Below are 26,249 nucleotides of genomic sequence, written 5' to 3' on the forward strand. Positions count from 1 at the left end.
TTATGATATTATTGGAAGCTTAATTGTAAATACACTTCCTTTGTCTTTTTCACTTTCAACTGATACATGACCTTGATGGTCTTCTACAATACGTTTAACGTAAGCTAAGCCCAAACCATGACCTTTTACGTTATGAATATTACCTGTGTGTTCTCTATAAAATTTTTCGAACACACGTTTGGCAGCTGCTTTACTCATGCCACTACCATGATCTTTTATTTTTAACAGAATGTTGTTACCAACATTTTCTGTATAAACTTCTATTTTTGGTGCTTCTGGTGAATACTTTATGGCATTATCCAGAATGTTTACTATTACATTTGTAAAGTGTGTGTCGTTTGCTAAAACAGTTGATTCTGGTGCATCAAAATATGTTTTAATGTAACCTTGCCTGTCTTCAACTATTAGTTCTACATGCGTAATGGCATCTTCAACTAAGTCGTGCAAATCTAACCTGTCCTTACTTATGTCTAATTCATTTTTTTCTAGTTTAGATATTCTTAATACGTTTTCAACTTGTGCATGCATACGCTTGTTTTCTTCCTTTATCATTGCTAAGTAACGTACTACTTTTTCTTTATCATCAATAATTTTCGGGTTTTTTATGGCATCTAAAGCTAAGTTTATTGTAGCTATAGGTGTTTTAAACTCGTGCGTCATGTTATTTATAAAATCTGTTTTTATTTCAGATATTTTACGCTGCTTAACTAATTGATACAAAGCACTTCCGTAAGCTAAAATAATAATAGATGTGAAAATTACTGATAGTAAAATCATTCCCATTAATGAGGATAATATAAACTTTTTATCATCAGGAAAACTTACTAATAGCTTATAGGTACTTTGGTTGTTTTCATTGTAAAACATAAATACGCCAAAGGGTGCTGCATCGTAATTTTCAAAATTATCACTTCGAATTCTTGTTGCTAAACCATTACTGTAAATGGCAAATTCAAAATCGATTGTTATACCGTTTTCTTTTAAATTTTCTGATAATAACTTCTGAATTTCTTCTTTTGTTACACGTTTGTGTATTGGCAATCTTGAAGCCAAATCTTTATATACATCATCAAAAATAATTTTATCTGTGCTAGACATTTTATCTAAAAGCAACAACTTATCATTGGTACTTAAATCTACATCTAAACCAGAACCTTCGTTTTGGTATACTTTGGTTTCTCTATTACTTAAAACGCGTTTTACGTTAATGGTATCTAAACCTATGTCAAAGATCGATGAATTAAACTTATAGTTTTCTTCTAAAGTACCACTTCTATAAACTACGGTTTCTTTAGAGTCTAAATCTTCCTTTATTATATATAAATTTCTAATGGCAGCTGTATCAACTTCAACACCTTGAGAAATTAAATTTTGGAGTTTATAAACATATTCTGTTTTCTCCCTTTCTTCTAAAGTATTTGAAACGTAATTAAGTACCTTATCTACATTGAACTTAAAACGTTCCTTTTCATTTTTTACAGAACCTTCAATATAATATGCTTGAACAAAAATGATGCCTATAAGAGACAAGCTCATTAATAGGATTAATAGGATGAATATTTTTTTGCTCATCATTCAAAATTAACATTTTAACATTTAGTGCTCACGCCTTTTAACCTTACATTAACAAAAATGTTAAAATTTAAGATTAATTTATAAATTTAAGAATTTTTGTGTGAATTTTAACAACTTGATTTTTAGTATCTTCTAGCGTTGTGTTGTTAATTACAAAGTTTGAAAGCTTTACTTTTTCGTCGTCTGTCCATTGGTTTTTCATAATGGCTTCAATTTTAGCTTCAGTGGTTGCATCTCGTTTTAGCAAGCGCGCTATTCTTAGTTTTTTTGGCGCAATTACTGTTATGGTATAATCGCATTGTTTGTAAGTACCATTTTCAAATAGAATAGCTACTTCTTTTATAATATATGGCGCATGCTGTTTTTGTAGCCATTTTTTAAAATGTGATGCTACTTTTGGGTGAACAATTCCATTCATTTTTTGCAAATAATTTTTATCATTAAAAATGATATTTGCTATAAATGGCTTATTTAATTGATTGTTAATATAGGCTTCTTCACCAAATAACTGAATAAGTTTTCGTTTTATAACTTTAGAGGTATTCATTAATTTTTTTGCTTCCTCATCAGCAATATAAACAGGAATTCCTAAGCTAGCAAATTGCTTAGCCACAGTTGTTTTTCCACTTCCTATACCACCTGTTAAACCTACTATTGTCATTTTAAAATTATAAACTCTATACGTTGTTGATTTATTTTTACATTTTTAACCACCTTTGGAAACACCTCTAATTCTGGTACTAACAACGACTGGTTATTTATTGCTTTATTATAATCGCAAACCACTTCAAAATCTTTAACTGAAATAGTATTATAGTTACTTAAACTAACATAATATGCTACACTTACTTCCTTTGGAAAATACTTTAAACTAATACCTTCTGGCACATTAATAATTTTTACAGGAACTTTTAAAGTACCTTCTGTAAATTTTTCTACTGAAGCTTTTACTTGTATTTCATTATTAGAAAATGTTAAGTTATTGTTTTTTTCTGGTAGCTTTAACTTTACGGTTTCTAATATATTTTTTCTAACATCTTTCATTACAAGACGTTTTGTTTGTATTGCATTAATATTTAAAACTACCGCTTTTGGACCAACTACTACAACAGAATCTGGTTTTAAAATGTAGTGCTTAGAAATATCAAATCCTGGATTAAACGATATATCTGAATGCAGTATTACTGGCACTTTTTTAACCATATTTATTCCATACCTAAAGGTTAAAACTTCTGGAGATATGTTTAACAAAGCAACCTGTTTTCCAAACTGTGTATTCTCTAAATAGGTTTTCGATTTTTTCCAAACAAAAACGGAATCTTTTTTAATCACATCTTTTTTAAAATCGATAGTAATTTTTGGCTTCGAAAAATAATACTTCAGCCATTTATATCCATGTGTTTTAATTGTGATGTTTAACGCAACCGAATCGTTCAAAATAACATCTTCTTGTGGTACATTAACCTTTTCAATACTAAAAACGATGGTATTGGTATATTCTTTTGAAAGTTTTGTAAATATTAAAATGATGAATGCCAATATTAAAAACAAAAAAAACACATTTATCTTTTTGTTTTTAATTGACGTTATTATGTCCAATTTTAATTTTCTTAACATGGCTATTTAAAAAATAAATTAGGAAAATATGTTTCAGGATTCTTTTTGAAAACACTTATTGCTACCGTAGATTTTAAAAACCCATAACCATAACCTAAAAACTGAATGCTTATGGCTACTAATGATAATAATGCCACCAAAATACTTTTAGTTGAAATTAAAGCTATTAAAAATGCAACTATAAAGTAAACTGCATAAAGCATTAAAAACCATGTTATATTTAAAAAGAACAATAGCATTGAAGCAATAACCCCTAAACAAAACAGCGTAGGAAACCAATAAGTTATTTTTTTTGTTGCAGGATGCCATAAATTAAGAATTGGACGAACCAACCCAAATTTATGTACTTGATTGTAAAATTTACGCCATGAAATTCGTCGTTTATGATACACAAATGCTTCTGGAATTAAGGTTGTTTTATAACCTAAATTCCAAAGTCGAATGGATAAATCTGGATCTTCACCTGGATGAATGTTTCCAAAACCTCCTGAAGCTAAAAAAGCTTCTTTTGAAATTCCCATATTAAAACTTCGTGGTTGAAACGTATCAACGCTATTTTTATTACCTCGTATACCTCCAGTTGTAATAAACGACGTCATTGAAAAATTAATAGCTTTTTGTAAATTGGTAAACGATTGATGTGCTGCATCTGGACCACCAAAACAATCAACGTAATTTGAATTTAGGGCTTTTTCAACTTCTAATAAATAGTTTTCAGGCAAAATACAATCGGAATCTAAAATGATGAAATAGTTGCCTTTAGCATGTTGCATACCAAAATTTCTAGAATCGCCTGGTCCTGAATTTTCCTTAAAAAAATAGGAAATATTCAGTTTTGATTTAAACATTTCTACAATGTCTTTTGAAGGTGTTGTAGAGCCATCTTCAACAATTACAATTTCAAAATCTGTTTGTGTTTTCAACCCAACAAAACTTTGCAAAAGCTCTTGCGTTTCGTCTGGACGATTATAAACTGGAATAATGAATGAAAATTGTAATTGCATATCACAAATGTAACCAATCCAAACAAAAAAGCCACCTTTAAAAAGTGGCTTATATCTATCTAATTTAAAACTATTTTATTCGCCTACAAAGGTACTCATAACCATATCACTAACACCCATGTTGCTAAAACCACCATCATTGTATAGGTTTTGTAAAGTTACACGCTTTGTTAAATCGCTAAAAAGTGTAACCGTATAGTTTGCACAATCTAAAGCGGTTGCATTACCAAGTGGCGACATTTTATCGGCATAAGCAATAAACCCGTCAAAACCTTTTACACCACTACCAGCAGTTGTTGGTGTTGGCGATTGTGAAATTGTGTTTACACGCACTTTTTTATCACGACCAAAGAAATACCCAAAACTACGCGCAATGCTTTCTAAATACGCTTTATTATCAGCCATATCATTATAATCTGGAAAAACACGTTGTGCTGCCATATAGCTTAATGCCACAATACTTCCCCACTCGTTCATTGCATCTTGCTTGTAAAGTGTTTGCATAACTTTATGGAACGACATGGCAGAAACATCGGTTCCTTTTGCTGTCCATTCGTAATTTTGATCTGTATAGTGTTTGCCTTTTCTAACATTGATTGACATACCAATAGAATGTAAAACGAAATCAATTTTACCTCCTAAAATTTCAACAGATTGTTTTACTAAATTTTCTAAATCTTCCATTGATGTAGCATCGGCAGGAATAATTTGTGAACCTGTTTTTTCAGCTAACTCATTAATTTGTCCCATTCTCATGGCAACTGGCGCATTGGTTAAAACAAATGTACCACCTTCTTCATGAACACGTTCTGCTGTTTTCCAAGCAATTGAATTTGAGTCTAATGCTCCAAAAATGATTCCTTTTTTTCCTTTTAGTAAATTATATGACATATTTATTTTTGTTAGTTGTTAGTTGTTTGTTGTTTAGTTGCTTGGTTTAAATATAATTCGACTTAACAACTCCACGACAACCGACTTGACTTATTAATGGACAAAAGTAATAAACTTTAAACTTTTAAACTTGAAACTTTAAAAACTTTTCAGTTCAATAATTCTTTTGCATGAGCAATAGCTGAAGACGACATTTCTAAACCGCCTAACATTTGAGCTATTTCAACAATACGCTCATCATGGTTTAGTTTTACTAAATTGGTTTGTGTAACATCGTTAACATCTTCTTTAAAAACTTTAAAATGCGAATGCCCTTTAGCTGCAATTTGCGGTAAATGTGTAATGGAAAATACTTGCATGGTTTTGCTCATTTCCAGCATAATATCGCCCATTTTATTTGAAATTTCACCTGATACACCTGTATCAATTTCATCAAACATAATGGTTGGTAATTGAATGTATTTTGCTAAAACCGATTTTATAGCAAGCATAATACGCGATAATTCACCACCTGAAGCTGCTTTTTTAAGCTCGTTAAAATTCCCGCCTTTATTGGCTGAAAACAAGAAAGATAAATCGTCTTTTCCGTTTGGCAAAAAGTCATCAACCTGAACTATTTCAATATTAAATTGTGCATTTGGCATGCCTAAACTAGCCAAAATAGTTTCTAATTGGGCTTTTAGCTCAGGAATTATTTTTGAGCGTTTATTATGAATTTCGGTTGAAATGCCATTTAAAACTTCCGTTTTAGCTTCAATTTCTAATCGTTTATTCTGAATTGTTTCATCTAAATTTTCAGTAACGGCTACTTTTTCTTCTAATTGATTTTTAATTTCTATCAATTCTGAAATAGTTGTTACCACATGTTTCTGCATCAAATTATGAAGCAATCGTAATTTAGCATCAACAACTGCTAACCTGTTTGGATCTGCTTCTAAATTTTCTTGAAGTACATCAACTTCAGCATACACATCATCCATTTCAATCAAAGAACTATTCACTCTGTTGAATAAATCTTCGTATTTTGATGAAAACGTTGATAACTTTTGAAGTGTGTTTTTTAATGATTTTAATGTAGATAAAACACCAACACTTTCTTCATTTAATAATTGATAGGCTTCTGAAAGTTTTTCTTTGATACCTTCAATATTATTCAAGGTTTCGTACTCTTCTTCAAGCAATTCAAATTCACCTTCAACCAACTTAGCTTCAACCAATTCATTCAATAAAAACGTGTTATAATCGTGTTCTTTTATGGCTTCCGTTTGAAAATTTAAAAGTTCTTGAAGTTCCTTTTTTAAGGTTTTATAAGCTTTTAATTCTACTTTATACGTTTGTAGTTCTGCTTCATTATTTGCTAAAGCATCAATAATTTGAAACTGAAATTCGTTACTTGTAAGCTGTAAAGTTTCGTGTTGCGAATGAATATCTATTAAACGTTCACTTAACACCTGCAAACTATTTAGATTTACTGGTGAATCGTTTACAAAAGCACGTGATTTTCCGGAAGGTAATATTTCTCTACGTATGATGGTTTCATCTTCATAATCTAAATCTTCAGCTTTAAAAAGTGCTTTTAATTTATAATTTGAAATATTAAAAACAGCTTCAATTACGCACTTTTCTTCTGTGTTTTTTAAACTGCTTAAATCGGCACGTTTTCCAAGAATTAATGATAAACCACCTAATAAAATAGATTTTCCTGCACCAGTTTCACCTGTAATTATTGAAAAACCATTATTAAAATCTACTTGAAGATTATCAATTAAAGCGTAATTTTTTATGGAAAGTGATGTTAACATTGAAGTTAAAAGTTGTAAAGTTAAAAGTTGAAAGTTGGTTTACTTAAAACTTAATATTTTGCCATTTACTGTTGTGCATTGGTGCTACTTTTTGAAGCGTTTCTTTAACACTCGCAATATTTACGTTTGGTCCATCGCTAAAAATTTGTTCAATTTCATCTGCTTTAGCATCAAAAAATGTACGCAGTAAAAAGGAATTTGGGCGACGACTATTCATTGCTTGAAATTGTTTTAACGCTGTTGCAATTTGCTCTTTTCCTTCTTTGGCATTACTACTCATAACATCCAAACCTTTGCGGTGGTATGTGTAAATAACGTCTCTGTATTCTTTAAATGTTGGTGATAATATATTGTCTATCAATGCAAATTTACTTTGCAAACCATCGGCAAGTTTCCAACCTTTAAAGTTATCTTGTTGTGAATAATTTACAATGGTTTGTGCTTGCTTAAAATAAACATCGCCACCACCTTGAGAAAACGATTCGGCATCTAAACCTAAAACCATATATACATGAAACGCTAAAACCGATACTAAATTAGAGTTGTATTGTGTTGGATTGAAGATTAAATTTTGAAATTCTAAATACTGAAAATTAAAATCTTTATCGTTAAAATTATAAATAGGTGTTGTGAAAGATGACCCAAAAACTGGTCGTGATGATTGTATTTGTAACGATGCTTGAAACGCTTCGCCACTGTAGTTTACAATATTTACAATCATACTACAATCTATCCGTTCTTGAGGTGCAAAGGTTTTGTTGGTCCATTTTGTATTGTTAACAAACTCCTTTAATTGTTTTTCTAAGGTTTTAAAAATTTGCAAATTTTCATTACCAGTTTGTTGTGCATTTACAACCACATTGCAGTTTAACTCTTGAGAAAAACCTGCAATACTAAAACTGAATATTAAAACTATAAGTAAATTACGCATTAATTTGTTCTAAAATTTTATTTAATAAATCGGTTGCTACTTCGGCCTTCGATTTTAGTTGGTATTCGGTTACAGTTTCATCTGCATCAATAAAAGTTACCTTATTAGTATCACTTTTAAAACCAGCACCTGTATCGTTTAACGAATTTAAAACAATTAAATTTAAATTCTTCTTTTTTAGTTTTCCTTTTGCGTTTTCAAGTTCATTATCTGTTTCTAAAGCAAAGCCAACTAAAAACTGATTGGTTTTAATAGCTCCTAAAGATGCTAAAATATCTTTTGTTTTAACTAACTCTAATAGTAACGTTGCTTCTTTCTTTTTTATTTTTTGTGAAGCAACTTCTTTAGGTGTAAAATCGGCAACAGCTGCTGAAAGTATGGCAATATCAACATTTTGAAAATGTTTATGAACTTCATTATACATATCATTAGCACTAACAACAGGAATAAGGTTTATAAGATTATGAGAAACCTTTTGGTGTGTTGGTCCAGAAATTAAAATAACCTCAGCACCCAAATTTGCCGATGCTTTTGCAATTTCAAATCCCATTTTTCCACTAGAGTGGTTGCCTATAAAACGAACAGGATCAATAGCTTCATACGTTGGACCTGCGGTAATAAGCACCTTTTTGCCTTTCAAAGGAAGTTTCTCTAAAATATCGTTTTCAATAAATGTAACAATATCTTCAGGTTCTGCCATTCTGCCTTCACCTACTAAACCACTGGCTAATTCGCCACTTGTTGCAGGAATCATCACATTGCCATAACTTTTTAAAACCTTGAATGAGCGTAATGTGGTTTGATGTTTATACATATCCAAATCCATTGCTGGTGCAAAATAAACTGGGCATTTAGCTGATAAATACACTGCTAACAATAAATTATCGCAAACACCATTTGCCATTTTTGATAATGTGTTAGCGGTTGCTGGCGCTACCACAAATAAATCTGCCCACAAGCCTAAATCGACATGATTTGTCCATACAGCATTATCATCTTCTTCATTGGTAAACGATGAATAAACAGGATTTTTTGAAAGTGTTGATAAGGTTAAAGGTGTAATAAAATCTTTTGAAGCTGGCGTCATAACTACTTTTACGTTCGCTCCCAATTTTACAAATAACCTTACTAATGAAGCTGTTTTGTAAGCAGCAATACCACCACTAATTCCTAATAGTATGTTTTTGCCGTTTAAAATACTCATAAAATAGCTTTCAGAATTTTATATTAATAAAAGCAATTAAACTCCAAAACGATATATTTATATCAATTTGGAGTTTAATTAATGTGTGTTAATTTTAAAAAATTACTGATTATCTTCCTCAGTATTTCTAAAATATATTTTGTCTGTTAACCATTCTTGAACAGCTAAAGCGTGTGGTTTTGGTAATTTTTCGTAAAATTTAGAAACCTCTATTTGCTCTTTGTTCTCAAAGATTTCTTCTAAACTATCGTTGTAAGTAGCAAATTCTTCTAACTTATCAATAAGTTCTTTTTTAATCTCTGTATTAATCTGTTCAGCACGTCTTGCGATGATTGAAATTGACTCGTAGATGTTCTCTGTTGGTTCGTCAATTTGGTTTCTGTCGTACGTGATGGTATTAACAGGTGCATTGGTTTTCTTTAAATCCATTGTCATTGATATTAACTTTTAGTGCTATATTTTTGTAATTCTTCGTCAATTGTCGAAGCCATTTTGTTTACTTCTTCTAAGTGCTTCGAGTTTGCAAATGCTTTTTTAAATGCAGTTGAAAATTCTTTAGCTTGTTCTAATCGTTCTTTTTTAAGGTGAACAACACCGTTTATGGTATTTTTATATTCTACACTATTTACAGCTAGTTTGTAAGCTGAATCTAATCTGTAATACAACGCTTCTTCACGTAATGTTGAACCTGGGAAATTGAACATGAAATTATCAAACGATTTTACAGATGCAGGAAAATCTGAAATTGTGTTGTATTGTTTGGCAGTTTCAAAAGCCTTTTTTTCTAACTTATAATCTAATTCTTTAACTAATTTGTTAGCTTCAGAAAGATATTCAGATTGAGGAAACAAATTGATGAAATTTTGTAATTTCTCAATGGCTTCTTTCGTTTCTTTTTGATCTTTACTATAAATTGGCGATAACATATAGTAGCTTTTTGAGCCTAAAAACGATGCTTCTTCAAGCTTTTCACTTTTAGGATAACTAGACGCAAAACGTTCAAACTGATACCCTGCTGTGTAGTAATCTTTCATTTGAAAAAATGAATTTGAATATAAAAACATTAACTTTTCAGCTTGTGGTTTTCCTCTATAATTTGGTACTATTTGCGCAAACAACTTATTTGCTTTTGCAAATTTACCTTCATTATAATAGTCTTCTCCCATTTTAAACTTGGTAGCAATATCTTCGTTCTTTAAAGCTTTTTGATATTCGCTACAAGAGCTTAAAATTGTGAATGCTAGTAATATGTAAAGAAATTTGTTCATAGTTTTAAAACAAGTTGCAAAATTAAGTTATTAATATGGATTTTAAAAATATTATTTTACCGCTAAAATAATTGCTTAAACACAGCAATTACAAGGTTTAAGTAATATTTAACAGTACTAAAACTTAGTTACAAATGCTTTAATTTTTGCTTTTAATGAGGTTGATGCTGGTACTAATGGCAAACGCACACTGTCTTTACATAAACCTAAGGCTTCAAAAACAGCTTTAATGCCTGCTGGATTATTTTCTTCAAAAATATAACCAATAACGTCCATTAATCTGTAATGTAATTTGTACGCTTCTTTAGCATCACCTTTTAATCCTAAACGAATCATTTCTGAAAATTCCTTAGGAAATGCTTGACCAATTACAGAAATAACGCCTGCACCACCTGCTAAAACGATGCCTAAAGCTAAATCGTCATCACCGGAAATGATTAAGAAATCTTCTGGCTTGTTTTTAATCAAACTGTAATATTGAGCAACATTATTACCTGCTTCTTTTACAGCAATTACATTTTTAAAATCGTTTGCTAAACGCAAGGTTGTTTCTGGTTCAATATTTCTAGAAGTACGACCAGGTACATTATACAAAATAACATCAATTGGCGACACTTCAGCTATTGCTTTAAAATGCTGATAAATACCTTCTTGTGTTGGTTTACTATAATATGGTGATACCGATAAAATGGCATCTATATCACTTAAATCGGTTGTTTTTATTTCTTCTATAACTTCGGCAGTATTATTACCTCCAATACCTAAAACCATTGGCACACGACCATTATTTGCTTTAGCTATGGTTGCTATAACTTGCTTTTTTTCTTGCTTGGTAATTGTTACGCTTTCGCCTGTAGTACCGCAAACTACAAGATATTCTACGCCATTTTCAATATTGAAATTTACAATGGTTGTTAAGGCATCATGATCTATACTTAAATCTGCTTTAAATGGTGTAACTAAAGCAACTCCAGTTCCTAGAAACTTACTATTCATTCTTAATCTTATTTAATATAGTTAGGTATTTAAAAATTTCAGCTTTAAATACATCAAATTCATTTATGTTGGTTTTTATTATTAAGTCGTTTAAGCGTTCATCATTTTGCAAAATACCTATTTTAAATTTCGCTTTTGATGCTGCTGTAATTAACTTTAATTCAATTACATCTGCTTCATAAAAACTAATTAAAGCATCAAATTTAGTATCTAAAAACGTTTGTAATTCGCTATTTTTTATAACGCCTTTCCAACCAAAATCAACCATACTGTAACACAGATCCCATGATTTAAGCATATCCTTTGGTTTCTTAGAAAATGCAATAATTTTTAGTTTGTTTGGCAGTACTTTTAAATGTTCTGCTAAGGTTCTAAATTGTTCAAAATCTTCTATTTCATCTAAATTAAAAACAATACCTAAGCTTTCAAGTTTTGTATCCGTAACATTAACCTGTTTTTCAGATAACAATTTATTCATCTGCTTTTTAATAGATTTTTCTTTAAAACCTTTTAAAATCATTTATCTTTATCCTTTGCGCAAAGGTAACAAAACTACATTCAAAAAATCTATTAAAAATATGAGGTTTACATATTTAATTTATTTGTTATATATATTACTGCTTTTTAATTGTAAGCAACCTAAAGCTTATTTAAGCAAAATTGAAGGCAAACAAATACAGGTAATTGATTCTATTGCAATTGATTCTGAAATTGAAGCTTTTATAAAACCCTACAGAACACATATTAAGAAAGATTTGGATAGTGTTTTAGCATACGCTCCAAATACCTATTCAAAAACTGATGGGAATTTTAATACTGCTATTGGAAATTTTATGGCAGATGCTGTTTTTGATGAAGCTAACCCTATTTTTAAACAAAGAACAGGTAAAAATATTGATATGGTTCTTTTAAATCATGGTGGTATTCGTTCAATAATTTCAAAAGGGAATATTACAACTAGAACAGCTTTTGAATTGATGCCCTTTGAAAACAGTTTAATTGTAGTTGCTCTTAAAGGTTCGCAAATTGATAGTTTAACTACATATTTAAGTAAAGCACACAAAGCACATCCTATTTCAAAACTTAAACTTGCAATTGATAAAAATTTTAATGTAGTTGAAGCCACCATAAATGGTAAAAAGATTGATAAAAACCAAACTTATTACGTAGCCACTAACGATTATTTATTTAATGGTGGTGATGATATGACTTTTTTTAAAACAAACGAAGGCTTTACTGTTTTAGATTATAAAATAAGAAACGCCTTGATTGACAACTTTAAAAAAGTAGACACCATAAACCCTGTAAGAGACGACAGATTTATTCAAATAAAATAGAAACATGAAGCGCAGAGATTTTATTCAACAAACTTCAGCAACAGCTGCATTGGTAACCATTGGTGGTTTTGGACTTCAATCGTTTACTTCTATACCAAAAACAACAAAAATTACCATTCTGCACACAAACGATGTACATAGCCACATTGATGCTTTTGGGCCAGAAGATGGTAGAAATGCTAATATGGGTGGTGTTGCCAGAAGAGCAACTCTTATTGAAAGTATTAGAAATGAAAATCCAAATACATTATTATTAGATGCTGGCGATATTTTTCAAGGAACACCATACTTTAACTATTATGGTGGCGAATTGGAATTTAAACTTATGAGCAAGTTAAAATATGATGCTGCAACCATTGGTAATCATGATTTTGATAATGGTATTGATGGTTTGTACGCACAACTACCACATGCGCAATTTCAGTTTATATGTTCTAATTATGATTTTTCAAATACTTTGATGAATACACATGTAAAGCCATACAACATATACAAAAAAGACGGTATTAAAATTGGTGTTTTTGGCTTAGGAATTGAATTAAATGGTTTGGTTGATCCTGCTATGTATAAAGAAACCAAATATTTAGATCCTGTTGAAATAAGTCAAGAAATGACGCGCATTTTAAAAACTAAAGAAAAATGCGATTTAATAATTTGTTTATCGCACTTAGGATATAGTTACAAAACCGATCCAGATAAAATTAGCGACTTAAAACTAGCCGCATTAACAAAAGACATAGATTTAATTATTGGCGGACACACACATACATTTTTACCAAAACCAACCATAGTTAAAAACAGTGAAGGCAAAAATATGCTTGTAAATCAAGTAGGATGTTACGGAATAAATTTGGGGAAAATTGATTTTTATTTTGATGCTGATAAAAATAAATTGGCAAACGGCACATCTATTGTTGTTTAAGATAAAACAGTATCTGAAGCATAATGCTCACTTTCTTTAATCTTAATTTGTTTCGGTTTCTTAATAAAATTTGAATTCATAATGTATATAAACATTACATAAAGTGCTAATGCATAAAGTACTCTTTGTAATAATTCAAAACTCCAATTATACAAATAATACAGGTTTATGTAATTCATTATAACCGATAAGCCGAAAAAAATGATAGCTGTTAAAAATAAAACCGATTGTTTTGTTTGGGTATTTAAATAAACCGCAAAAGAAATAAAACCTAAAACAATTAAAACAGCGCTTTTTAAACCAAATAGCAACACTTCTGTATGATTTGGAATTATGGTTTGTAAAACACTGTATATTAAGTACAAAAAATATATGGTAATAGAAAATACTAACAATAAATACGTTCCAACTATAGCATTAACCTCTAAAAACTTAAACTTAGGCAACACCATAATTAACAAATACAAATAGCTAATTATATAAAGTATACTTGTTGCTTCCAATAAAATTTCTTCAGAAAAAAACATGGATGCAATATCGCCTAGAAAAGAAAATAGTAAAAATAAAATAAATGCAACACCTAACTTATTGTATTTTACTAAAAAGAATATTAAAAATACAGGAATAAATAATGGCATTGCGGTTTTCATTATCAATGCGTCTTCACTCGCCACACCAACACTATTAATCGCAATTAATAATATTAAAGCAAATAAAAATATTTTCTTAAATGTAAAATTTAGCCAGTTATTCACAATTTTAACATAAGTAGGTTGAATCAAATATACATATAAAATATAATTTCAACGATAAATTAATACTTTTTATCGATTTTAATTAAAATATCGTGCGTTTTATCGGATGAAATAAAAAAATACTGACAAGTAATTAATTTATTAACGTCTAACCGTATAACTTTCAATTTTAAAGACATGAAAAAAAAGGTTTTAATTATTTTACGAATTACAGTTGCTATTATTTTAATACAAACACTTCGCTTTAAGTTTACTGCGCATCCAGATAGTATTTATATTTTTGAAAAAGTAGGATTAGAACCTTATGGTAGAATAGGCATAGGTATTTTAGAACTTATAGCTGGTATTTTAATACTTATACCAAAAACAGTATGGATTGGCGCTATGCTAACTTTAGGAATTATGTTTGGTGCAATACTTATGCATCTAACAAAATTAGGTATTGAAATAAACAATGATGGCGGTGTTTTATTTTATACAGCAATTTTAACATTCGTTTTAGCTGCAATTATACTTTATGTTTACAAAAAAAGGTTAGTTTGAAGTTTTAATGCTAACCAATAAGCATTGATACTTCGTCTTGCTTAATTTCGTGCTTTAACTTAGATTGTTTAAAGAAAAAATAAAACGAAACTACATACAATGTTGTAGATATTACATTAAGCAAATCTCTTGCCGAAATATAAGTGTAGGCAACCCACATTACTTCTCCAAAAACAATACATAATGCAGCTAAAAACAAATACAAAGACTTTAGATTATCTTTATGAAAATAGTTTAACAATGCTACAGAAAGTAGTGATAGCATTATAATATTGTATATTAACTCAACATAATATTCATTCGTTTTTTCTACGTAAGGATTTACAATTACTTGTAAAACATAAACAATATATATATTCAAACAGGTTAAAATTATAAGATGTATTTTATGATGCTTTATAATATGTAAAAAAGAAATTGATTTTATAATTTCAATTATCAATGAAGTGTAAGCTAAAATATATAATGAATTGCCTATATAGTAATTAATAACATGTGGCAAATAATTTTCAATAAGAACAAGCAATTCAGATATAGAAAACAACACTAAAAAAAGCGTAAAAAATAATGCTTTTCTTTTTTTTGTTAAAAAATATAGCAATGTAACCGTTGGTAAAATAGCAGATTTCAAACAGTTTGCAACTACATTTTGTCCATTAAACTGAAATGCAACAGATAAAAGGTATAATAACAATGTTATATACACCAAGACTTTCGACTTGTTCATAATAACAATTTATGATTGAATTACAAATATAAACAAAAATTGCAATTAATCGTTAAAAAATACATTTAATCGATAAAAAACACAAATTAATGTATTTTTTGTAAGAATTCATATTCACTTATGATGCTTATATTTAATGCTTCAGCTTTTTGTTTCTTGCTTGGTCCCATAGCATCTCCAGCTACTATAAAGCTCGTTTTTGATGAAATAGAACTACTAACCTTCCCGCCATTATCTTCAATAAGCTTTTTTAACTCATCTCGAGAAAGCGATTCAAAAACACCAGAAACAACTATACTTTGCCCTTTTAATAAATCGGTTTGCCCAACAAGTTGTTCTGCTGAAATTTCAAGTTGAACACCAAAACCTTTCAATCTGTTAATTATAGCAATATTTTCTTCTGAAGAAAAAAAAGCTTTAACACTTTCTGCTATTTTAATGCCAATTTCATCAACATTAACTAGTTCTTCTTCTGAAGCTTGAGCAATGGCATCAATGGTTTTATAATGCTTAGCTAATTTTTTTGCTACCGTTTCACCTACATATCGAATGCCTAAAGCAAATAAAACCCGCTCAAAAGGAATGTTTTTTGAAAGTTCTATACCTTGAATTAAATTGTCGGCACTTTTTTCAGCCATACGTTCTAAAGGAATAACTTGCTCTTTTGTTAATTCATATAAATCAGAATAATTAGAAATCAAATCTTCATTAACCAAAAGCGCTACAGTTTCGCCACCCAAACCTTCAATATCCATAGCTTTTCTGGATATAAAATGTTGAATTCGCCCTATAATTTGCGGTTTGCAGCCATTATAATTTGGGCAATAATGTTGTGCTTCACCTTCTTGCCTAACCAATTTTATTTCACATTCTGGACAATGTGTGATATACTGCGTTGGTTGGGAATTTGATGGACGTTTACTTAAATCGACTCCCAAAATTTTTGGAATAATTTCACCGCCTTTTTCTACATACACTTCATCACCTACCCGAATATCGAGTTTTTCAATTTGGTCTGCATTGTGTAATGATGCACGTTTTACGGTAGTTCCTGCCAATTCAACAGGTTCTAAATTGGCTACGGGCGTTATTGCACCAGTACGACCAACTTGATAGGTAATACTATTTAATTTGGTTGAAACTTGTTCTGCTTTAAACTTATATGCCATTGCCCAACGCGGTGCTTTGGCGGTATAACCCAATTCTTCTTGTTGTTGCAAATTGTTTACTTTAATCACCACACCATCGGTTTCATAAGGTAAATCGTGACGATGAATGTTCCAATAATCAATAAACTCTAAAACTTCTTCAATAGTATTAGTTAATTTTGCAGCACTTGGCACTTTAAAACCCCATTCTCTAGCTTTTTCTAAGCTTTCAAATTGCGAATTAATGCCCAAATTTGAGCCTGTTACATTATATAGCAAACACTCTAATGGGCGTTTTGCAACTTCAGCGCTATCTTGTAATTTTAAACTGCCTGACGCTGTGTTTCTTGGGTTTCTGTATGGTTCTTCGCCAATTTCAATGCGTTCTTCGTTCATTTTATTAAAACCATCAAAAGGCAAAACAATTTCACCACGAATATCAAATTTCTCAGGATAATCACCTTTTAGTTGTAAAGGCACCGATTTGATAGTTTTAATATTTGCAGTTACATTATCACCTTGAAAACCATCACCTCTAGTAACTGCTTTTACAAGTTTTCCAGCCTCATAGGTTAAACTAATTGATGCGCCATCGTATTTTAATTCGCAAGTGTATTGTACGTCTGCATCAATTATTTTTTTAATGCGTGTTTCCCAGTCTTGTAAATCTTCTTTAGAATACGAATTTTCAAGTGAATACATTCGATACTCGTGCGGAATAGTTTCAAAATTTTTGGTGATTTCACCTCCTACGCGTTGTGTTGGTGAGTTAGCATCAAAAAACTCAGGATGTTTTGCCTCTAATTCTTGAAGCTCTTTTAGTTTTTTATCAAACTCAAAATCTGAAATAGTAGCATTATCCAACACATAATAGTTATAATTGTGTTGATTTAATTCGTCTCGTAAGCTTTGTATTTGTTCCTGTATTGTCATATTTAAATGCTAATTCATTTTACTTTGCTATTCTCACTATTAAAAACTTCAAAAAATATTAATTTTTAATGCCTTTAATCATTCTATTTTTTTTAAAAATATCTTTTTTTAATTCAATGTTTTTAAATTGATTTACCTCCAATAATTGCATCATTTCACCACCAAGATACTCATTGATTTCAAAAAATAACATGCCATTTTTGGTTAATTTATTGTTAGCAAATTGTGCTATTTCCTTATAAAACACTAGCGGATTAGTGTCTTCAACAAATAACGCCAAATGTGGTTCGTTATTTAAAACGTTAGGTTTCATAAGTTGTTTTTCTAACTCTCGAACGTATGGTGGATTTGAAACGATAATATCAAATTTCAAATCTTTAGTCTTCTGTATTCGGTCTTCTGTATTCAAAATATCTGCTTCAATAAATTGAACTTCTACACAGTTTAATTCAGCATTTTGTCTTGCTATTTTTAATGCTTCTATACTTACATCCAACGCAAAAACTTTTGCACTTGGTAATTGTTTAGCTAATGAAATGGCTATGCAACCACTACCCGTTCCTATATCTAAAATTCTTATTTGTTGTTGGTTGCTAGTTGTTAGTTTTTGCTTTAAAATCCAATCTACCAATTCTTCTGTTTCTGGTCTTGGTATTAATGTGTGTTCGTTTACTTTAAAAGGCATTCCAAAAAATTCGGTTTCACCTAAAATATATTGAATGGGTTTTTCTTGCTTTAATAATTTTAAGGCTTTTAAAATTGGTTCGTTATTTTCAACAACATAATTTGGCTCCATAGCTAATTTAAGTCTGGTAACCTTATAATACGATTCCGTTAAAATAAAAAAGAAACTATCTATTTCCTCTTTTTTATATATCGCATCTAATTCTTTATGAAATGTATGTTGTACTTCTTTTAAATTCAAAATAATAGTTAAATTATTTAAGTTTTGTTATACGTTTAAACCTAATGCAACTTAAATTACAAATCTTTTAGCATCCAAACACCGCAAGAGTAATGCCCTGTATTACCTAACGCACCGTTTAAATGCTTAAATCCATAACTTTCATAAATATGAATTGCCGCTTTAAGTTGTGGTGCCGATTCTAAATAGCACTGTTTATAACCCAATTTTTTTGCCGCTTCTACGCATTTTTCAAAAAGTTTTTTACCATAACCTTTTCCACGTACTTTAGGTGAAAAGTACATTTTTTGAATTTCGCAAACATCTGCCTCAAAATTCTTTAAAGGTTTAACACCGCCACCACCTAAAATTTCGCCATTGGCTTCAATTACAAAATAGACATCGTTATCATTTTGATAAGATTCATACATTTTAGGCGTTTCTTCATCAGAATACGCTGTGCCTTCTAAAGGAATTTTAAATTCATGAAAACACGCTCTTATAACTTGCTCCAATTGTGCATTGTCATTTGGTGCTATTTTTCGAATAAGTATAGTATCTTTACTCACTTTTAAATGCTATTTTTTTTAGCAAGTGAAGATACATGAATTATAAAAAAGCAACCATGAAACGGCTTATAATCTTATCAACAATACAACTTACTTTTTTCAACTAAATAAGTAAGATTTTGTTTGGTGCCTTAAAAAAATTAAAATACATAAACCTAAAAACTGATTGAAAATCACTTTTGAATAATCACGAAACATACATAAAACGCTGCATAGACATTGCAAAAAACGGGTTAGGTACTACCAGACCAAATCCTATGGTTGGTAGTGTTATTGTTTATAAAAATCAAATTATAGGCGAAGGTTTTACAAGCCCTTATGGTGGCAATCATGCCGAAGTGAATGCTATAAATTCAGTTAAAGACAAATCGCTTTTAAAGAAATCTACCATTTATGTTACTTTAGAACCTTGTTCTCATTTTGGAAAAACACCACCTTGTAGTGACCTAATTATTAAGCATGAAATACCAAATGTAATAATTGGTTGTATTGATGATAACAGTTTGGTTGCAGGAAAAGGTGTTGAAAAACTAAAACAAGCCGGTTGCAGCGTAGTTGTTGGTATTTTAGAAACCGAATGCAAAAACCACCACAAACGCTTTTTTACCTTTCACAACAAAAAACGTCCTTATATTATATTAAAATGGGCTGAAACTACTGATGGTTTTATAGCACCAAAAACCAAAAACGAACAAAAGCCAGTTTGGATTACCAATGAATTTTCTAGACAATTAGTACACAAATGGCGCGCCGAAGAACAAGCCATATTAGTAGGAACAAATACCGTTTTACAAGACAACCCAAGTTTAACAGTTAGAGATTGGACGGGACAAAACCCAATTAGAATTGTTTTGGACCAAAACGACAAACTTTCCAAAAACTATGCTGTTTTTGATAATGAAGCTAAAACCATCCTAATAAATTCAAAAACCAAAAACCCAATACCAAAAACACAAAATTGGCATTTGGAATTTATAGATTGGAATTTAAAAACAGCTATAGCCAAACAAATATCTGATATTCTTTATAAAAACAATATTAATTCAATTATCATAGAAGGTGGTGCAAAAACGCTTCAAACATTTATTAATGAAAACCTTTGGGATGAAGCAAGAATTTTTACAGGAAGTAGTGCGTTTAAAACTGGCATTAAAGCACCAAATTTTTCGGGCAACTTAATTTTTGAAGAAACCATATTAAACGATATTCTTAAAATTTACAACAATGATTAAAGCCATTATATTCGACTTTGGCAACATATTTATAAACCTTGATATTGATGGTGCCATACAACATGCGTTTGAAAAATTCAAAATTGATTCGTTTTCAGATGAACTATTAGCCTTCAACAGTTTATACGAACAAGGTTTAATTTCAACCGAAGAATTTATTGAATTTTACACTGAAAACTTTCCTAATATTACTGAAGATGAATTAATTTCTATATGGAATTTCATATTGAAAGATTTTCCAAAACACCGCTTAGAATTTCTTCAACAGTTAAAAAACAATTCAGAATACAAACTTATTTTGTTAAGTAACACTAATGAACTTCATATAGATTGGATAAAAAATAACGTGTCGTTTTATGAAGATTTTAAAAACTGTTTTGATGCATTTTACTTATCACACGAAATTAATTTAAGAAAGCCTAATAGTAACATATTTCAATTTGTTTTAAACCAAAATAATTTAAAAACAGACGACTGCTTATTTATAGATGATAATGAAGAAAATTGTAAAGCAGCCACATTATTAGGCATTACTAGTTGGCTCTTAAACCCAGAAAATGAAGACGTAACAACTTTATTTAAAACCAAAAGCAACTTGTTTTAGTTTTGACCGAAACAGATACATATAAAACCATTGAAACGCCAACTGAAGCAATACTGTTTAAAGAAAAAAACAGTAAATTTTTTGGATATGCGTATCCTGTTTTAGGTGAAGATGAAGTAAAGCAGCATTTAGAAAATCTAAAGAAAACACATCATACAGCACGCCATTGGTGTTACGCATACCAACTTGGAACAGAAAACATAACATATAGAGTAAATGATGATGGCGAACCAAGTAATTCTGCTGGTATGCCAATTTACGGTCAAATACAATCGTTTGAGGTTACTAACATTTTAATTATAGTTGTACGCTACTTTGGTGGCATTAAATTAGGCGTTGGTGGTTTAATAAGCGCTTACAGAACTACAGCGCAATTAACATTGGAAGCTTCTAACATTATTGAAAAAACAATTAATGTTAATTACCGCATTACTTTCGATTATAAAAATATGAATACGGTAATGCGCATCATCAAAGAAAAAAACCTAGATGTTATAAATCAAAAATTAGAACTTAATTGTAACATTTTTATTTCGGTAAGAAAAAAAGAAGCAGCATCTATTTTTGAAACCTTTAATCATCTTTTTGAAATAGACATTAAAGAAATTTTATACTAATTATTAATGGCATCTAAAACATATTGTGGTGCTTTCATAGGTCTATTTGTTTTCATATCAATAAACACCAACGTAGTAGTTGCCAATGTTAAAATTTCTCCGTTTTGATTGGTAATTTCGTACTCAAATTCAATCTTTGCAGTAGGTGTGCTTTTTAGTTTAGTTTTTACATTAATTACATCATCATAAACCGCTGATTTTTTATAATTTATGTTTAATGAAACAACCGGTAGCATAACGCCGTTTTCTTCCATGTTTTTATAAGAAATACCTAGCTTCCTCAACCATTCAATACGCCCAATTTCAAGATATTGCGCATAATTACCATGATAAACAACACCCATTTGGTCGGTTTCACCGTATCTCACTCTTATTTGTATTTCGTCGATTTTCATAAGGTTTATTAAATATTTTTTTGTAGTTTCGGCAGAGGGATAAACATGGGGAAAAATTTCTTAAAATTCAATAAAATTTCATTTTTTTTTTTAGAATTTTGTTCACATATTTGCCAAACCAAAAAGGTAAGAGTATTTTATTTTTCTTACACAGACTAACAAACAGAAAACCTAATATTAAACAATGAGTGTAACTGCGCAATCGGTATGGAATAATTGTCTAGTGTTCATAAAGGACAATATTCAACCGCAAGCTTACAAAACTTGGTTCGAACCAATACAAGCAGTTAAACTTACAGACAATGCTTTGAGTATTCAAGTACCTAGTAAATTCTTTTACGAATGGCTTGAAGAGCACTATGTGAAAATATTAAAAGTATCATTAACCAAAGAATTAGGTGAAAAAGCCAAACTTGTTTACATTATTAAAATGGAAAACACCTATGGCAACAAACAACCATTTACTGAGAAAATTCCAAGTTCGAACAGAACTACTATGAAATCTCAAGAAGTTGATGTTCCTTTAAACAATAAAAACCCAGAATTACGAAATCCGTTTGTTATTCCAGGTATTAGAAATGTAAAAATTGAATCGCAACTTAATCCAAATTATAGTTTTGAAAACTTTTTAGAAGGCGATTCAAATCGATTGGCTAGAAGTGCTGGTTTAGCTGTAGCATCAAAACCTGGTGGTACATCTTTTAATCCGTTATTAATTTTTGGCGGTGTTGGTTTAGGAAAAACCCATTTAGCACATGCTATTGGTGTTGATATTAAAGACAAATACCCAGAAAAAACGGTTTTATATATTTCTGCTGAAAAATTTACACAACAATATATAGATTCTGTTAAGAAAAACAACAGAAACGATTTTATACATTTCTATCAAATAATTGATGTATTGATTATTGACGATGTGCAATTCTTATCTGGAAAAACAGGCACACAAGATGTATTTTTCCATATATTCAACCATTTACATCAAAATGGTAAGCAAGTAATATTAACAAGTGATAAAGCACCTGTTGACATGCAAGATATTGAACAACGTTTACTATCTCGCTTTAAATGGGGATTATCAGCTGAATTACAAACACCAGATTTTGAAACACGTGTTTCAATTCTAAAAAACAAATTATATCGTGATGGTGTTGATATGCCCGACGATATTATTGAATACGTTGCTAAAAACATTAAAACGAATGTGCGTGAGCTGGAAGGTGCTATTATTTCATTAATTGCGCAATCTTCATTCAACAAAAAAGAAATAACTATAGATTTAGCAAGGGTTATTGTAGAAAAATTTGTTAAGAATACAAAACGAGAAGTTTCTATTGATTATATACAAAAAGTAGTATCCGATTATTTCCAAATGGATGTAGATACACTACAATCAAAAACTAGAAAACGCCATATAGTACAAGCCAGACAATTAGCAATGTTTTTTGCAAAAAAATTCACAAAAGCATCGTTAGCTAGTATAGGTTCTCAAATAGGAAAACGTGACCACGCTACTGTGTTACATGCATGTAAAACAGTTGACAACTTAACTTCAACAGACAAACAATTTAGAAAGTATGTTGATGATATTAGCAAAAAACTTTCAGTCTAAACTCAGTTAAAAATGACTAAAATTCTAATGGTATGTTTGGGCAATATTTGTCGTTCGCCATTAGCTGAAGGCATCTTAAAGTCAAAACTACCCAACGATTCGTTTTTTATTGATTCAGCTGGTACTGGCAATTATCATATTGGTAAAAATCCAGATACACGCTCTATAGCTATTGCAAAAAAACATGGTCTTGATATTTCAAATTTAAAAGGAAGACAATTTGAAGTATCTGATTTTGATACGTTTGATATTATTTATGTCATGGATGAATCAAATTACAGAAATGTTATATCGCTAGCACGAAATGAAAACGATAAATTAAAAGTGAATTTTATACTAAACGAAATCACACCAGGTTTAGATGAAAATGTACCCGACCCTTACTATGGCGGTCATGAAGGTTTTGAAAACGTTTACAAAATGCTAGATGAAGCTTGTTCAGTAATTGCTAAAAAACTTCTTAAATAAATTCCTAATCAAATTCATTCGTCCTTTTTTCGTACATTAGTATTTGTAACTCCTTAAATATTAGTAAAATGAAAAAAATAGTATCTTTTTTACTAATCTGTTTGCTGTCTTCATACATATATCCCCAAACTATAGACATAGCTTTAGCAGCCAATGGATTTGACCGACCTGTAAGCATAAAACATGGCTTTGATAACAAACTATTTGTAGTAGAGCAAAAGGGTGTTATTAAAATTTTAAATGCTAATGGCTCTGTAAATAGTACTGCCTTTTTAGATATAAACACCAAAGTAATTGATGGCGGTGGTGAACGCGGTTTGTTAGGTTTAGCATTTCACCCTAATTATACCACAAACGGATTTTTTTATGTGAATTACATAAATAATTCTGGAAACACTGTTGTTGCTAGATATACCAGAGCAACAGAAACAATAGCAAATAACACTTCCGAAGTTATTTTACTAACCATAAATCAACCTGCATCAAACCATAATGGTGGCGATATGAGTTTTGGTCCAGACGGCTATCTATATATTTCAAGTGGCGATGGTGGTGGTTCGGGCGATCCAAATAATTACGCTCAAAACTTAAATACGCTTTTAGGTAAACTACTAAGAATTGATGTTGATAACGCAAGTAATGGAAATAATTACGCAATTCCTGCTTCAAACCCCTTTTTAAATGATGGAAATGCAAATACCTTACCCGAAATTTGGGCATATGGTTTAAGAAATCCTTGGAAATTTTCTTTTGATAAAACTACTGGCGATTTATGGATAGCCGATGTTGGACAAGGTGTTTATGAAGAAATAAATATGGCGCCTTCAACAACTTCTGGATTAAATTACGGTTGGCGTTGTTATGAAGGTGCTAATCATCCATACAACACTAGTGGATGTCCGCCAGAAAGTACCACAACTCGACCTGTAGCTGAATATTCACATAGTGGTAATGGTGCTTTTAAATGCTCTATTACAGGTGGCTATCGTTACAGAGGTTCACAATATCCAAATTTAAACGGACTGTATTTTTTTGCTGATTATTGTAGTGATGAAATTGGTATTTTAACACCAAACGGTACTAATTGGACTATGACCTTTCCTAAACAGTATAGCAACAAAGGTTGGACAACATTTGGTGAAGATATAAATGGCGAACTCTACATTGCTGGTATAGAATCTGGTGAAGTTTTTAAAATTATTGACACCAGTTTAAGTATTGAAGATGCTAACCAATTACGTATTAACATGTATCCAAATCCAACAAAAAATATCATACATTTTAATACATCGTTGCTAAAAAACCCTTTAAATTCTATAAAAATTTACGATATTCACGGTAAGCAAATTATGATAGCTACTACCATAGACAATACATTAACTACTATAGCTTTAAACGCGTTGGCAAATGGCATGTATTTTATTGAATTAGTTGATGTTATCGGTAATAAAGAAATTAAAAAACTTATAAAAAATTAATGGCAAATCCGTTAGGAAAACTATTCCTTATACCAACAACTTTAGGCGACAATGAACCTTTAGAAGTACTTCCTATAACAGTAAAAAAAATTATTGAAGAAACAAACACGTTTATTGTTGAAAATGATAAAACAGCACGTCATTTCATAAAGCGTATTTCACCCGAAAAATCGCAACCTTCTTTAAAAATGTTTCATTTAAACAAATTTACAGAAGCAGCTGATTTACCTAGTTTTTTGGAACCTTGCTTAAACGGTGTTAATGTTGGTTTACTATCGGAAGCTGGTTGCCCAGGTGTTGCAGATCCGGGTGCTGATATTGTAAAAATAGCGCATCAAAAAAACATTAAAGTTGTGCCTTTAGTTGGACCATCATCTATTTTAATGGCATTGATGAGTTCTGGCATGAACGGACAACGTTTTGCGTTTAATGGCTATTTACCCATTGATAAAGGCGAACGAAAAAGTGAGATGAAACGTTTAGAACGCCTTTCATTTGAACATAATCAATCGCAAATTTTTATTGAAACACCTTACCGAAACAATAAAATGCTTGAAGATTTAAGTGCAATTTTAGATCAAAATACGCAAATATGTGTAGCATGTGACATTACACTTCAAACAGAATTTATAAAAACACAATCTGCAAACCAGTGGAAAAAAAATACCGTAGACCTACATAAAAGACCTACGATATTTATTATTCATAAAAGCTAAA

The 26,249-nt window shown here is 30.4% G+C and carries 28 protein-coding genes; 10 read left to right on the plus strand and 18 right to left on the minus strand.

Annotation, left to right across the window (positions count from 1 at the left end; translation table 11 throughout):
• From ACFQ1R_RS02630 to ACFQ1R_RS02685, 12 genes are all read right to left on the minus strand, one after another.
• Entirely contained in the window at nucleotides 1-1,572 is a 1,572-nt protein-coding gene (locus tag ACFQ1R_RS02630) for a sensor histidine kinase (protein ID WP_379926297.1), read from the minus strand.
• Nucleotides 1,573-1,648: 76 nt separating this feature from the next.
• Nucleotides 1,649-2,236 carry a dephospho-CoA kinase gene (coaE, locus tag ACFQ1R_RS02635; RefSeq protein WP_379924559.1) on the minus strand — a complete coding sequence of 196 codons (588 nt, stop codon included), beginning with the start codon at nucleotides 2,234-2,236 and terminating at the stop codon, nucleotides 1,649-1,651.
• Nucleotides 2,233-3,174, minus strand: coding sequence for a CdaR family protein (locus ACFQ1R_RS02640; protein ID WP_379924560.1), 942 nt, complete (start codon nucleotides 3,172-3,174; stop codon nucleotides 2,233-2,235). The genes coaE and ACFQ1R_RS02640 overlap by 4 nt, the downstream gene beginning before the upstream one ends.
• 20 nt (nucleotides 3,175-3,194) lie before the next feature.
• Nucleotides 3,195-4,196, minus strand: coding sequence for a glycosyltransferase (locus ACFQ1R_RS02645; protein ID WP_379924561.1), 1,002 nt, complete (start codon nucleotides 4,194-4,196; stop codon nucleotides 3,195-3,197).
• Nucleotides 4,197-4,271: 75 nt separating this feature from the next.
• Nucleotides 4,272-5,087 (minus strand): enoyl-ACP reductase FabI, encoded by an 816-nt coding sequence (locus ACFQ1R_RS02650; protein WP_379924562.1) that lies wholly within the window; start codon nucleotides 5,085-5,087, stop codon nucleotides 4,272-4,274.
• Between the two features lie 149 nt (nucleotides 5,088-5,236).
• A complete protein-coding gene (gene recN / locus ACFQ1R_RS02655) occupies nucleotides 5,237-6,889 on the minus strand; it encodes a DNA repair protein RecN (protein WP_379924563.1) in 1,653 nt (550 codons plus the stop codon).
• Nucleotides 6,890-6,932: 43 nt separating this feature from the next.
• Nucleotides 6,933-7,820 carry a type IX secretion system protein PorD gene (porD, locus tag ACFQ1R_RS02660; protein ID WP_379924564.1) on the minus strand — a complete coding sequence of 296 codons (888 nt, stop codon included), beginning with the start codon at nucleotides 7,818-7,820 and terminating at the stop codon, nucleotides 6,933-6,935.
• Complete coding sequence (gene coaBC / locus ACFQ1R_RS02665) at nucleotides 7,813-9,024, minus strand: bifunctional phosphopantothenoylcysteine decarboxylase/phosphopantothenate--cysteine ligase CoaBC (protein ID WP_379924565.1); 1,212 nt, start codon at nucleotides 9,022-9,024, stop codon at nucleotides 7,813-7,815. Before coaBC ends, porD begins: the two co-directional genes overlap by 8 nt.
• Before the next feature lie 102 nt (nucleotides 9,025-9,126).
• Nucleotides 9,127-9,453, minus strand: a complete 327-nt coding sequence (locus tag ACFQ1R_RS02670; RefSeq protein ID WP_132218790.1) for a DNA-directed RNA polymerase subunit omega — start codon at nucleotides 9,451-9,453, stop codon at nucleotides 9,127-9,129.
• Between the two features lie 11 nt (nucleotides 9,454-9,464).
• The gene (locus ACFQ1R_RS02675; RefSeq protein ID WP_379924566.1) at nucleotides 9,465-10,292 is read right to left on the minus strand and encodes an outer membrane protein assembly factor BamD; all 828 of its coding nucleotides are present in this window, start codon (nucleotides 10,290-10,292) and stop codon (nucleotides 9,465-9,467) included.
• Between the two features lie 117 nt (nucleotides 10,293-10,409).
• Nucleotides 10,410-11,288 (minus strand): 4-hydroxy-tetrahydrodipicolinate synthase, encoded by an 879-nt coding sequence (gene dapA, locus ACFQ1R_RS02680; protein ID WP_379924567.1) that lies wholly within the window; start codon nucleotides 11,286-11,288, stop codon nucleotides 10,410-10,412.
• Nucleotides 11,281-11,808: a DUF6913 domain-containing protein gene (locus tag ACFQ1R_RS02685; protein ID WP_379924568.1), complete on the minus strand. Its 528-nt coding sequence runs from the start codon at nucleotides 11,806-11,808 to the stop codon at nucleotides 11,281-11,283. Before ACFQ1R_RS02685 ends, dapA begins: the two co-directional genes overlap by 8 nt.
• 58 nt (nucleotides 11,809-11,866) lie before the next feature.
• On the opposite strand from ACFQ1R_RS02685, the gene ACFQ1R_RS02690 reads away from it, so the two are divergent.
• Both ACFQ1R_RS02690 and ACFQ1R_RS02695 read left to right on the plus strand, forming a co-directional pair.
• A complete protein-coding gene (locus ACFQ1R_RS02690) occupies nucleotides 11,867-12,625 on the plus strand; it encodes a 5'-nucleotidase C-terminal domain-containing protein (protein ID WP_379924569.1) in 759 nt (252 codons plus the stop codon).
• Nucleotides 12,626-12,629: 4 nt separating this feature from the next.
• Nucleotides 12,630-13,547: a bifunctional metallophosphatase/5'-nucleotidase gene (locus ACFQ1R_RS02695; protein WP_379924570.1), complete on the plus strand. Its 918-nt coding sequence runs from the start codon at nucleotides 12,630-12,632 to the stop codon at nucleotides 13,545-13,547.
• On the opposite strand, the gene ACFQ1R_RS02700 is transcribed toward ACFQ1R_RS02695, so the two are convergent.
• Nucleotides 13,544-14,302 carry a hypothetical protein gene (locus tag ACFQ1R_RS02700; RefSeq protein WP_379924571.1) on the minus strand — a complete coding sequence of 253 codons (759 nt, stop codon included), beginning with the start codon at nucleotides 14,300-14,302 and terminating at the stop codon, nucleotides 13,544-13,546. The two genes, ACFQ1R_RS02695 and ACFQ1R_RS02700, sit on opposite strands and share 4 nt — an antisense overlap.
• A 177-nt stretch (nucleotides 14,303-14,479) precedes the next feature.
• On the opposite strand from ACFQ1R_RS02700, the gene ACFQ1R_RS02705 reads away from it, so the two are divergent.
• Nucleotides 14,480-14,845 carry a DoxX family membrane protein gene (locus ACFQ1R_RS02705; protein WP_379924572.1) on the plus strand — a complete coding sequence of 122 codons (366 nt, stop codon included), beginning with the start codon at nucleotides 14,480-14,482 and terminating at the stop codon, nucleotides 14,843-14,845.
• Between the two features lie 10 nt (nucleotides 14,846-14,855).
• Here ACFQ1R_RS02705 and ACFQ1R_RS02710 read toward each other — a convergent pair whose 3' ends face one another.
• The 4 genes from ACFQ1R_RS02710 to ACFQ1R_RS02725 all read right to left on the minus strand — a co-directional run bounded on the left by ACFQ1R_RS02710 (nucleotide 14,856) and on the right by ACFQ1R_RS02725 (nucleotide 19,126).
• Nucleotides 14,856-15,572, minus strand: coding sequence for a hypothetical protein (locus ACFQ1R_RS02710; protein ID WP_379924573.1), 717 nt, complete (start codon nucleotides 15,570-15,572; stop codon nucleotides 14,856-14,858).
• An 86-nt stretch (nucleotides 15,573-15,658) separates the two neighbouring features.
• Nucleotides 15,659-17,653 carry an NAD-dependent DNA ligase LigA gene (gene ligA, locus ACFQ1R_RS02715; RefSeq protein ID WP_379924574.1) on the minus strand — a complete coding sequence of 665 codons (1,995 nt, stop codon included), beginning with the start codon at nucleotides 17,651-17,653 and terminating at the stop codon, nucleotides 15,659-15,661.
• A 58-nt stretch (nucleotides 17,654-17,711) separates the two neighbouring features.
• Nucleotides 17,712-18,578 (minus strand): peptide chain release factor N(5)-glutamine methyltransferase, encoded by an 867-nt coding sequence (gene prmC / locus ACFQ1R_RS02720; RefSeq protein WP_379924575.1) that lies wholly within the window; start codon nucleotides 18,576-18,578, stop codon nucleotides 17,712-17,714.
• A 56-nt stretch (nucleotides 18,579-18,634) separates the two neighbouring features.
• The gene (locus ACFQ1R_RS02725; protein ID WP_379924576.1) at nucleotides 18,635-19,126 is read right to left on the minus strand and encodes a GNAT family N-acetyltransferase; all 492 of its coding nucleotides are present in this window, start codon (nucleotides 19,124-19,126) and stop codon (nucleotides 18,635-18,637) included.
• A 179-nt stretch (nucleotides 19,127-19,305) separates the two neighbouring features.
• Here ACFQ1R_RS02725 and ribD point away from each other — a divergent pair, with 179 nt between their 5' ends.
• From ribD to ACFQ1R_RS02740, 3 genes are read left to right on the plus strand one after another with little or no spacing between them, the layout of a single operon-like run.
• Nucleotides 19,306-20,358, plus strand: a complete 1,053-nt coding sequence (gene ribD, locus ACFQ1R_RS02730) for a bifunctional diaminohydroxyphosphoribosylaminopyrimidine deaminase/5-amino-6-(5-phosphoribosylamino)uracil reductase RibD (protein ID WP_379924577.1) — start codon at nucleotides 19,306-19,308, stop codon at nucleotides 20,356-20,358.
• Nucleotides 20,351-20,962 carry an HAD family hydrolase gene (locus tag ACFQ1R_RS02735; RefSeq protein WP_379924578.1) on the plus strand — a complete coding sequence of 204 codons (612 nt, stop codon included), beginning with the start codon at nucleotides 20,351-20,353 and terminating at the stop codon, nucleotides 20,960-20,962. Before ribD ends, ACFQ1R_RS02735 begins: the two co-directional genes overlap by 8 nt.
• A 2-nt stretch (nucleotides 20,963-20,964) precedes the next feature.
• Nucleotides 20,965-21,579, plus strand: a complete 615-nt coding sequence (locus ACFQ1R_RS02740; protein WP_379924579.1) for an IMPACT family protein — start codon at nucleotides 20,965-20,967, stop codon at nucleotides 21,577-21,579.
• Here ACFQ1R_RS02740 and ACFQ1R_RS02745 read toward each other — a convergent pair.
• Nucleotides 21,576-21,974 carry an acyl-CoA thioesterase gene (locus ACFQ1R_RS02745; RefSeq protein WP_379924580.1) on the minus strand — a complete coding sequence of 133 codons (399 nt, stop codon included), beginning with the start codon at nucleotides 21,972-21,974 and terminating at the stop codon, nucleotides 21,576-21,578. The genes ACFQ1R_RS02740 and ACFQ1R_RS02745 overlap by 4 nt on opposite strands.
• A 184-nt stretch (nucleotides 21,975-22,158) precedes the next feature.
• On the opposite strand from ACFQ1R_RS02745, the gene dnaA reads away from it, so the two are divergent.
• The 4 genes from dnaA to ACFQ1R_RS02765 all read left to right on the plus strand — a co-directional run bounded on the left by dnaA (nucleotide 22,159) and on the right by ACFQ1R_RS02765 (nucleotide 26,248).
• Nucleotides 22,159-23,586: a chromosomal replication initiator protein DnaA gene (gene dnaA, locus ACFQ1R_RS02750; protein ID WP_379924581.1), complete on the plus strand. Its 1,428-nt coding sequence runs from the start codon at nucleotides 22,159-22,161 to the stop codon at nucleotides 23,584-23,586.
• A 12-nt stretch (nucleotides 23,587-23,598) separates the two neighbouring features.
• On the plus strand, nucleotides 23,599-24,054 hold the full coding sequence (locus ACFQ1R_RS02755; protein WP_379924582.1) for a low molecular weight protein-tyrosine-phosphatase: 456 nt from the start codon (nucleotides 23,599-23,601) through the stop codon (nucleotides 24,052-24,054).
• Between the two features lie 68 nt (nucleotides 24,055-24,122).
• Nucleotides 24,123-25,532, plus strand: a complete 1,410-nt coding sequence (locus ACFQ1R_RS02760; protein WP_379924583.1) for a PQQ-dependent sugar dehydrogenase — start codon at nucleotides 24,123-24,125, stop codon at nucleotides 25,530-25,532.
• On the plus strand, nucleotides 25,532-26,248 hold the full coding sequence (locus tag ACFQ1R_RS02765; protein ID WP_379924584.1) for an SAM-dependent methyltransferase: 717 nt from the start codon (nucleotides 25,532-25,534) through the stop codon (nucleotides 26,246-26,248). Before ACFQ1R_RS02760 ends, ACFQ1R_RS02765 begins: the two co-directional genes overlap by 1 nt.
• Nucleotide 26,249: the final 1 nt, after the last annotated feature.

It is taken from the genome of Mariniflexile jejuense, from assembly GCF_042675665.1.
In the GTDB taxonomy this organism is placed as follows: Bacteria; Bacteroidota; Bacteroidia; order Flavobacteriales; family Flavobacteriaceae; genus Mariniflexile; species Mariniflexile jejuense.

Bases quoted from the DNA above. Each gene is read 5' to 3' on its own strand.
- ACFQ1R_RS02630 (WP_379926297.1), bottom strand. From the start codon at position 1,572: ATGAGCAAAAAAATATTCATCCTATTAATCCTATTAATGAGCTTGTCT.
- coaE (WP_379924559.1), bottom strand. From the start codon at position 2,236: ATGACAATAGTAGGTTTAACAGGTGGTATAGGAAGTGGAAAAACAACT.
- ACFQ1R_RS02645 (WP_379924561.1), bottom strand. From the start codon at position 4,196: ATGCAATTACAATTTTCATTCATTATTCCAGTTTATAATCGTCCAGAC.
- ACFQ1R_RS02650 (WP_379924562.1), bottom strand. From the start codon at position 5,087: ATGTCATATAATTTACTAAAAGGAAAAAAAGGAATCATTTTTGGAGCA.
- recN (WP_379924563.1), bottom strand. From the start codon at position 6,889: ATGTTAACATCACTTTCCATAAAAAATTACGCTTTAATTGATAATCTT.
- porD (WP_379924564.1), bottom strand. From the start codon at position 7,820: ATGCGTAATTTACTTATAGTTTTAATATTCAGTTTTAGTATTGCAGGT.
- coaBC (WP_379924565.1), bottom strand. From the start codon at position 9,024: ATGAGTATTTTAAACGGCAAAAACATACTATTAGGAATTAGTGGTGGT.
- ACFQ1R_RS02670 (WP_132218790.1), bottom strand. From the start codon at position 9,453: ATGGATTTAAAGAAAACCAATGCACCTGTTAATACCATCACGTACGAC.
- ACFQ1R_RS02675 (WP_379924566.1), bottom strand. From the start codon at position 10,292: ATGAACAAATTTCTTTACATATTACTAGCATTCACAATTTTAAGCTCT.
- dapA (WP_379924567.1), bottom strand. From the start codon at position 11,288: ATGAATAGTAAGTTTCTAGGAACTGGAGTTGCTTTAGTTACACCATTT.
- ACFQ1R_RS02685 (WP_379924568.1), bottom strand. From the start codon at position 11,808: ATGATTTTAAAAGGTTTTAAAGAAAAATCTATTAAAAAGCAGATGAAT.
- ACFQ1R_RS02690 (WP_379924569.1), top strand. From the start codon at position 11,867: ATGAGGTTTACATATTTAATTTATTTGTTATATATATTACTGCTTTTT.
- ACFQ1R_RS02695 (WP_379924570.1), top strand. From the start codon at position 12,630: ATGAAGCGCAGAGATTTTATTCAACAAACTTCAGCAACAGCTGCATTG.
- ACFQ1R_RS02705 (WP_379924572.1), top strand. From the start codon at position 14,480: ATGAAAAAAAAGGTTTTAATTATTTTACGAATTACAGTTGCTATTATT.
- ACFQ1R_RS02710 (WP_379924573.1), bottom strand. From the start codon at position 15,572: ATGAACAAGTCGAAAGTCTTGGTGTATATAACATTGTTATTATACCTT.
- ligA (WP_379924574.1), bottom strand. From the start codon at position 17,653: ATGACAATACAGGAACAAATACAAAGCTTACGAGACGAATTAAATCAA.
- ACFQ1R_RS02735 (WP_379924578.1), top strand. From the start codon at position 20,351: ATGATTAAAGCCATTATATTCGACTTTGGCAACATATTTATAAACCTT.
- ACFQ1R_RS02745 (WP_379924580.1), bottom strand. From the start codon at position 21,974: ATGAAAATCGACGAAATACAAATAAGAGTGAGATACGGTGAAACCGAC.
- dnaA (WP_379924581.1), top strand. From the start codon at position 22,159: ATGAGTGTAACTGCGCAATCGGTATGGAATAATTGTCTAGTGTTCATA.
- ACFQ1R_RS02755 (WP_379924582.1), top strand. From the start codon at position 23,599: ATGACTAAAATTCTAATGGTATGTTTGGGCAATATTTGTCGTTCGCCA.
- ACFQ1R_RS02760 (WP_379924583.1), top strand. From the start codon at position 24,123: ATGAAAAAAATAGTATCTTTTTTACTAATCTGTTTGCTGTCTTCATAC.
- ACFQ1R_RS02765 (WP_379924584.1), top strand. From the start codon at position 25,532: ATGGCAAATCCGTTAGGAAAACTATTCCTTATACCAACAACTTTAGGC.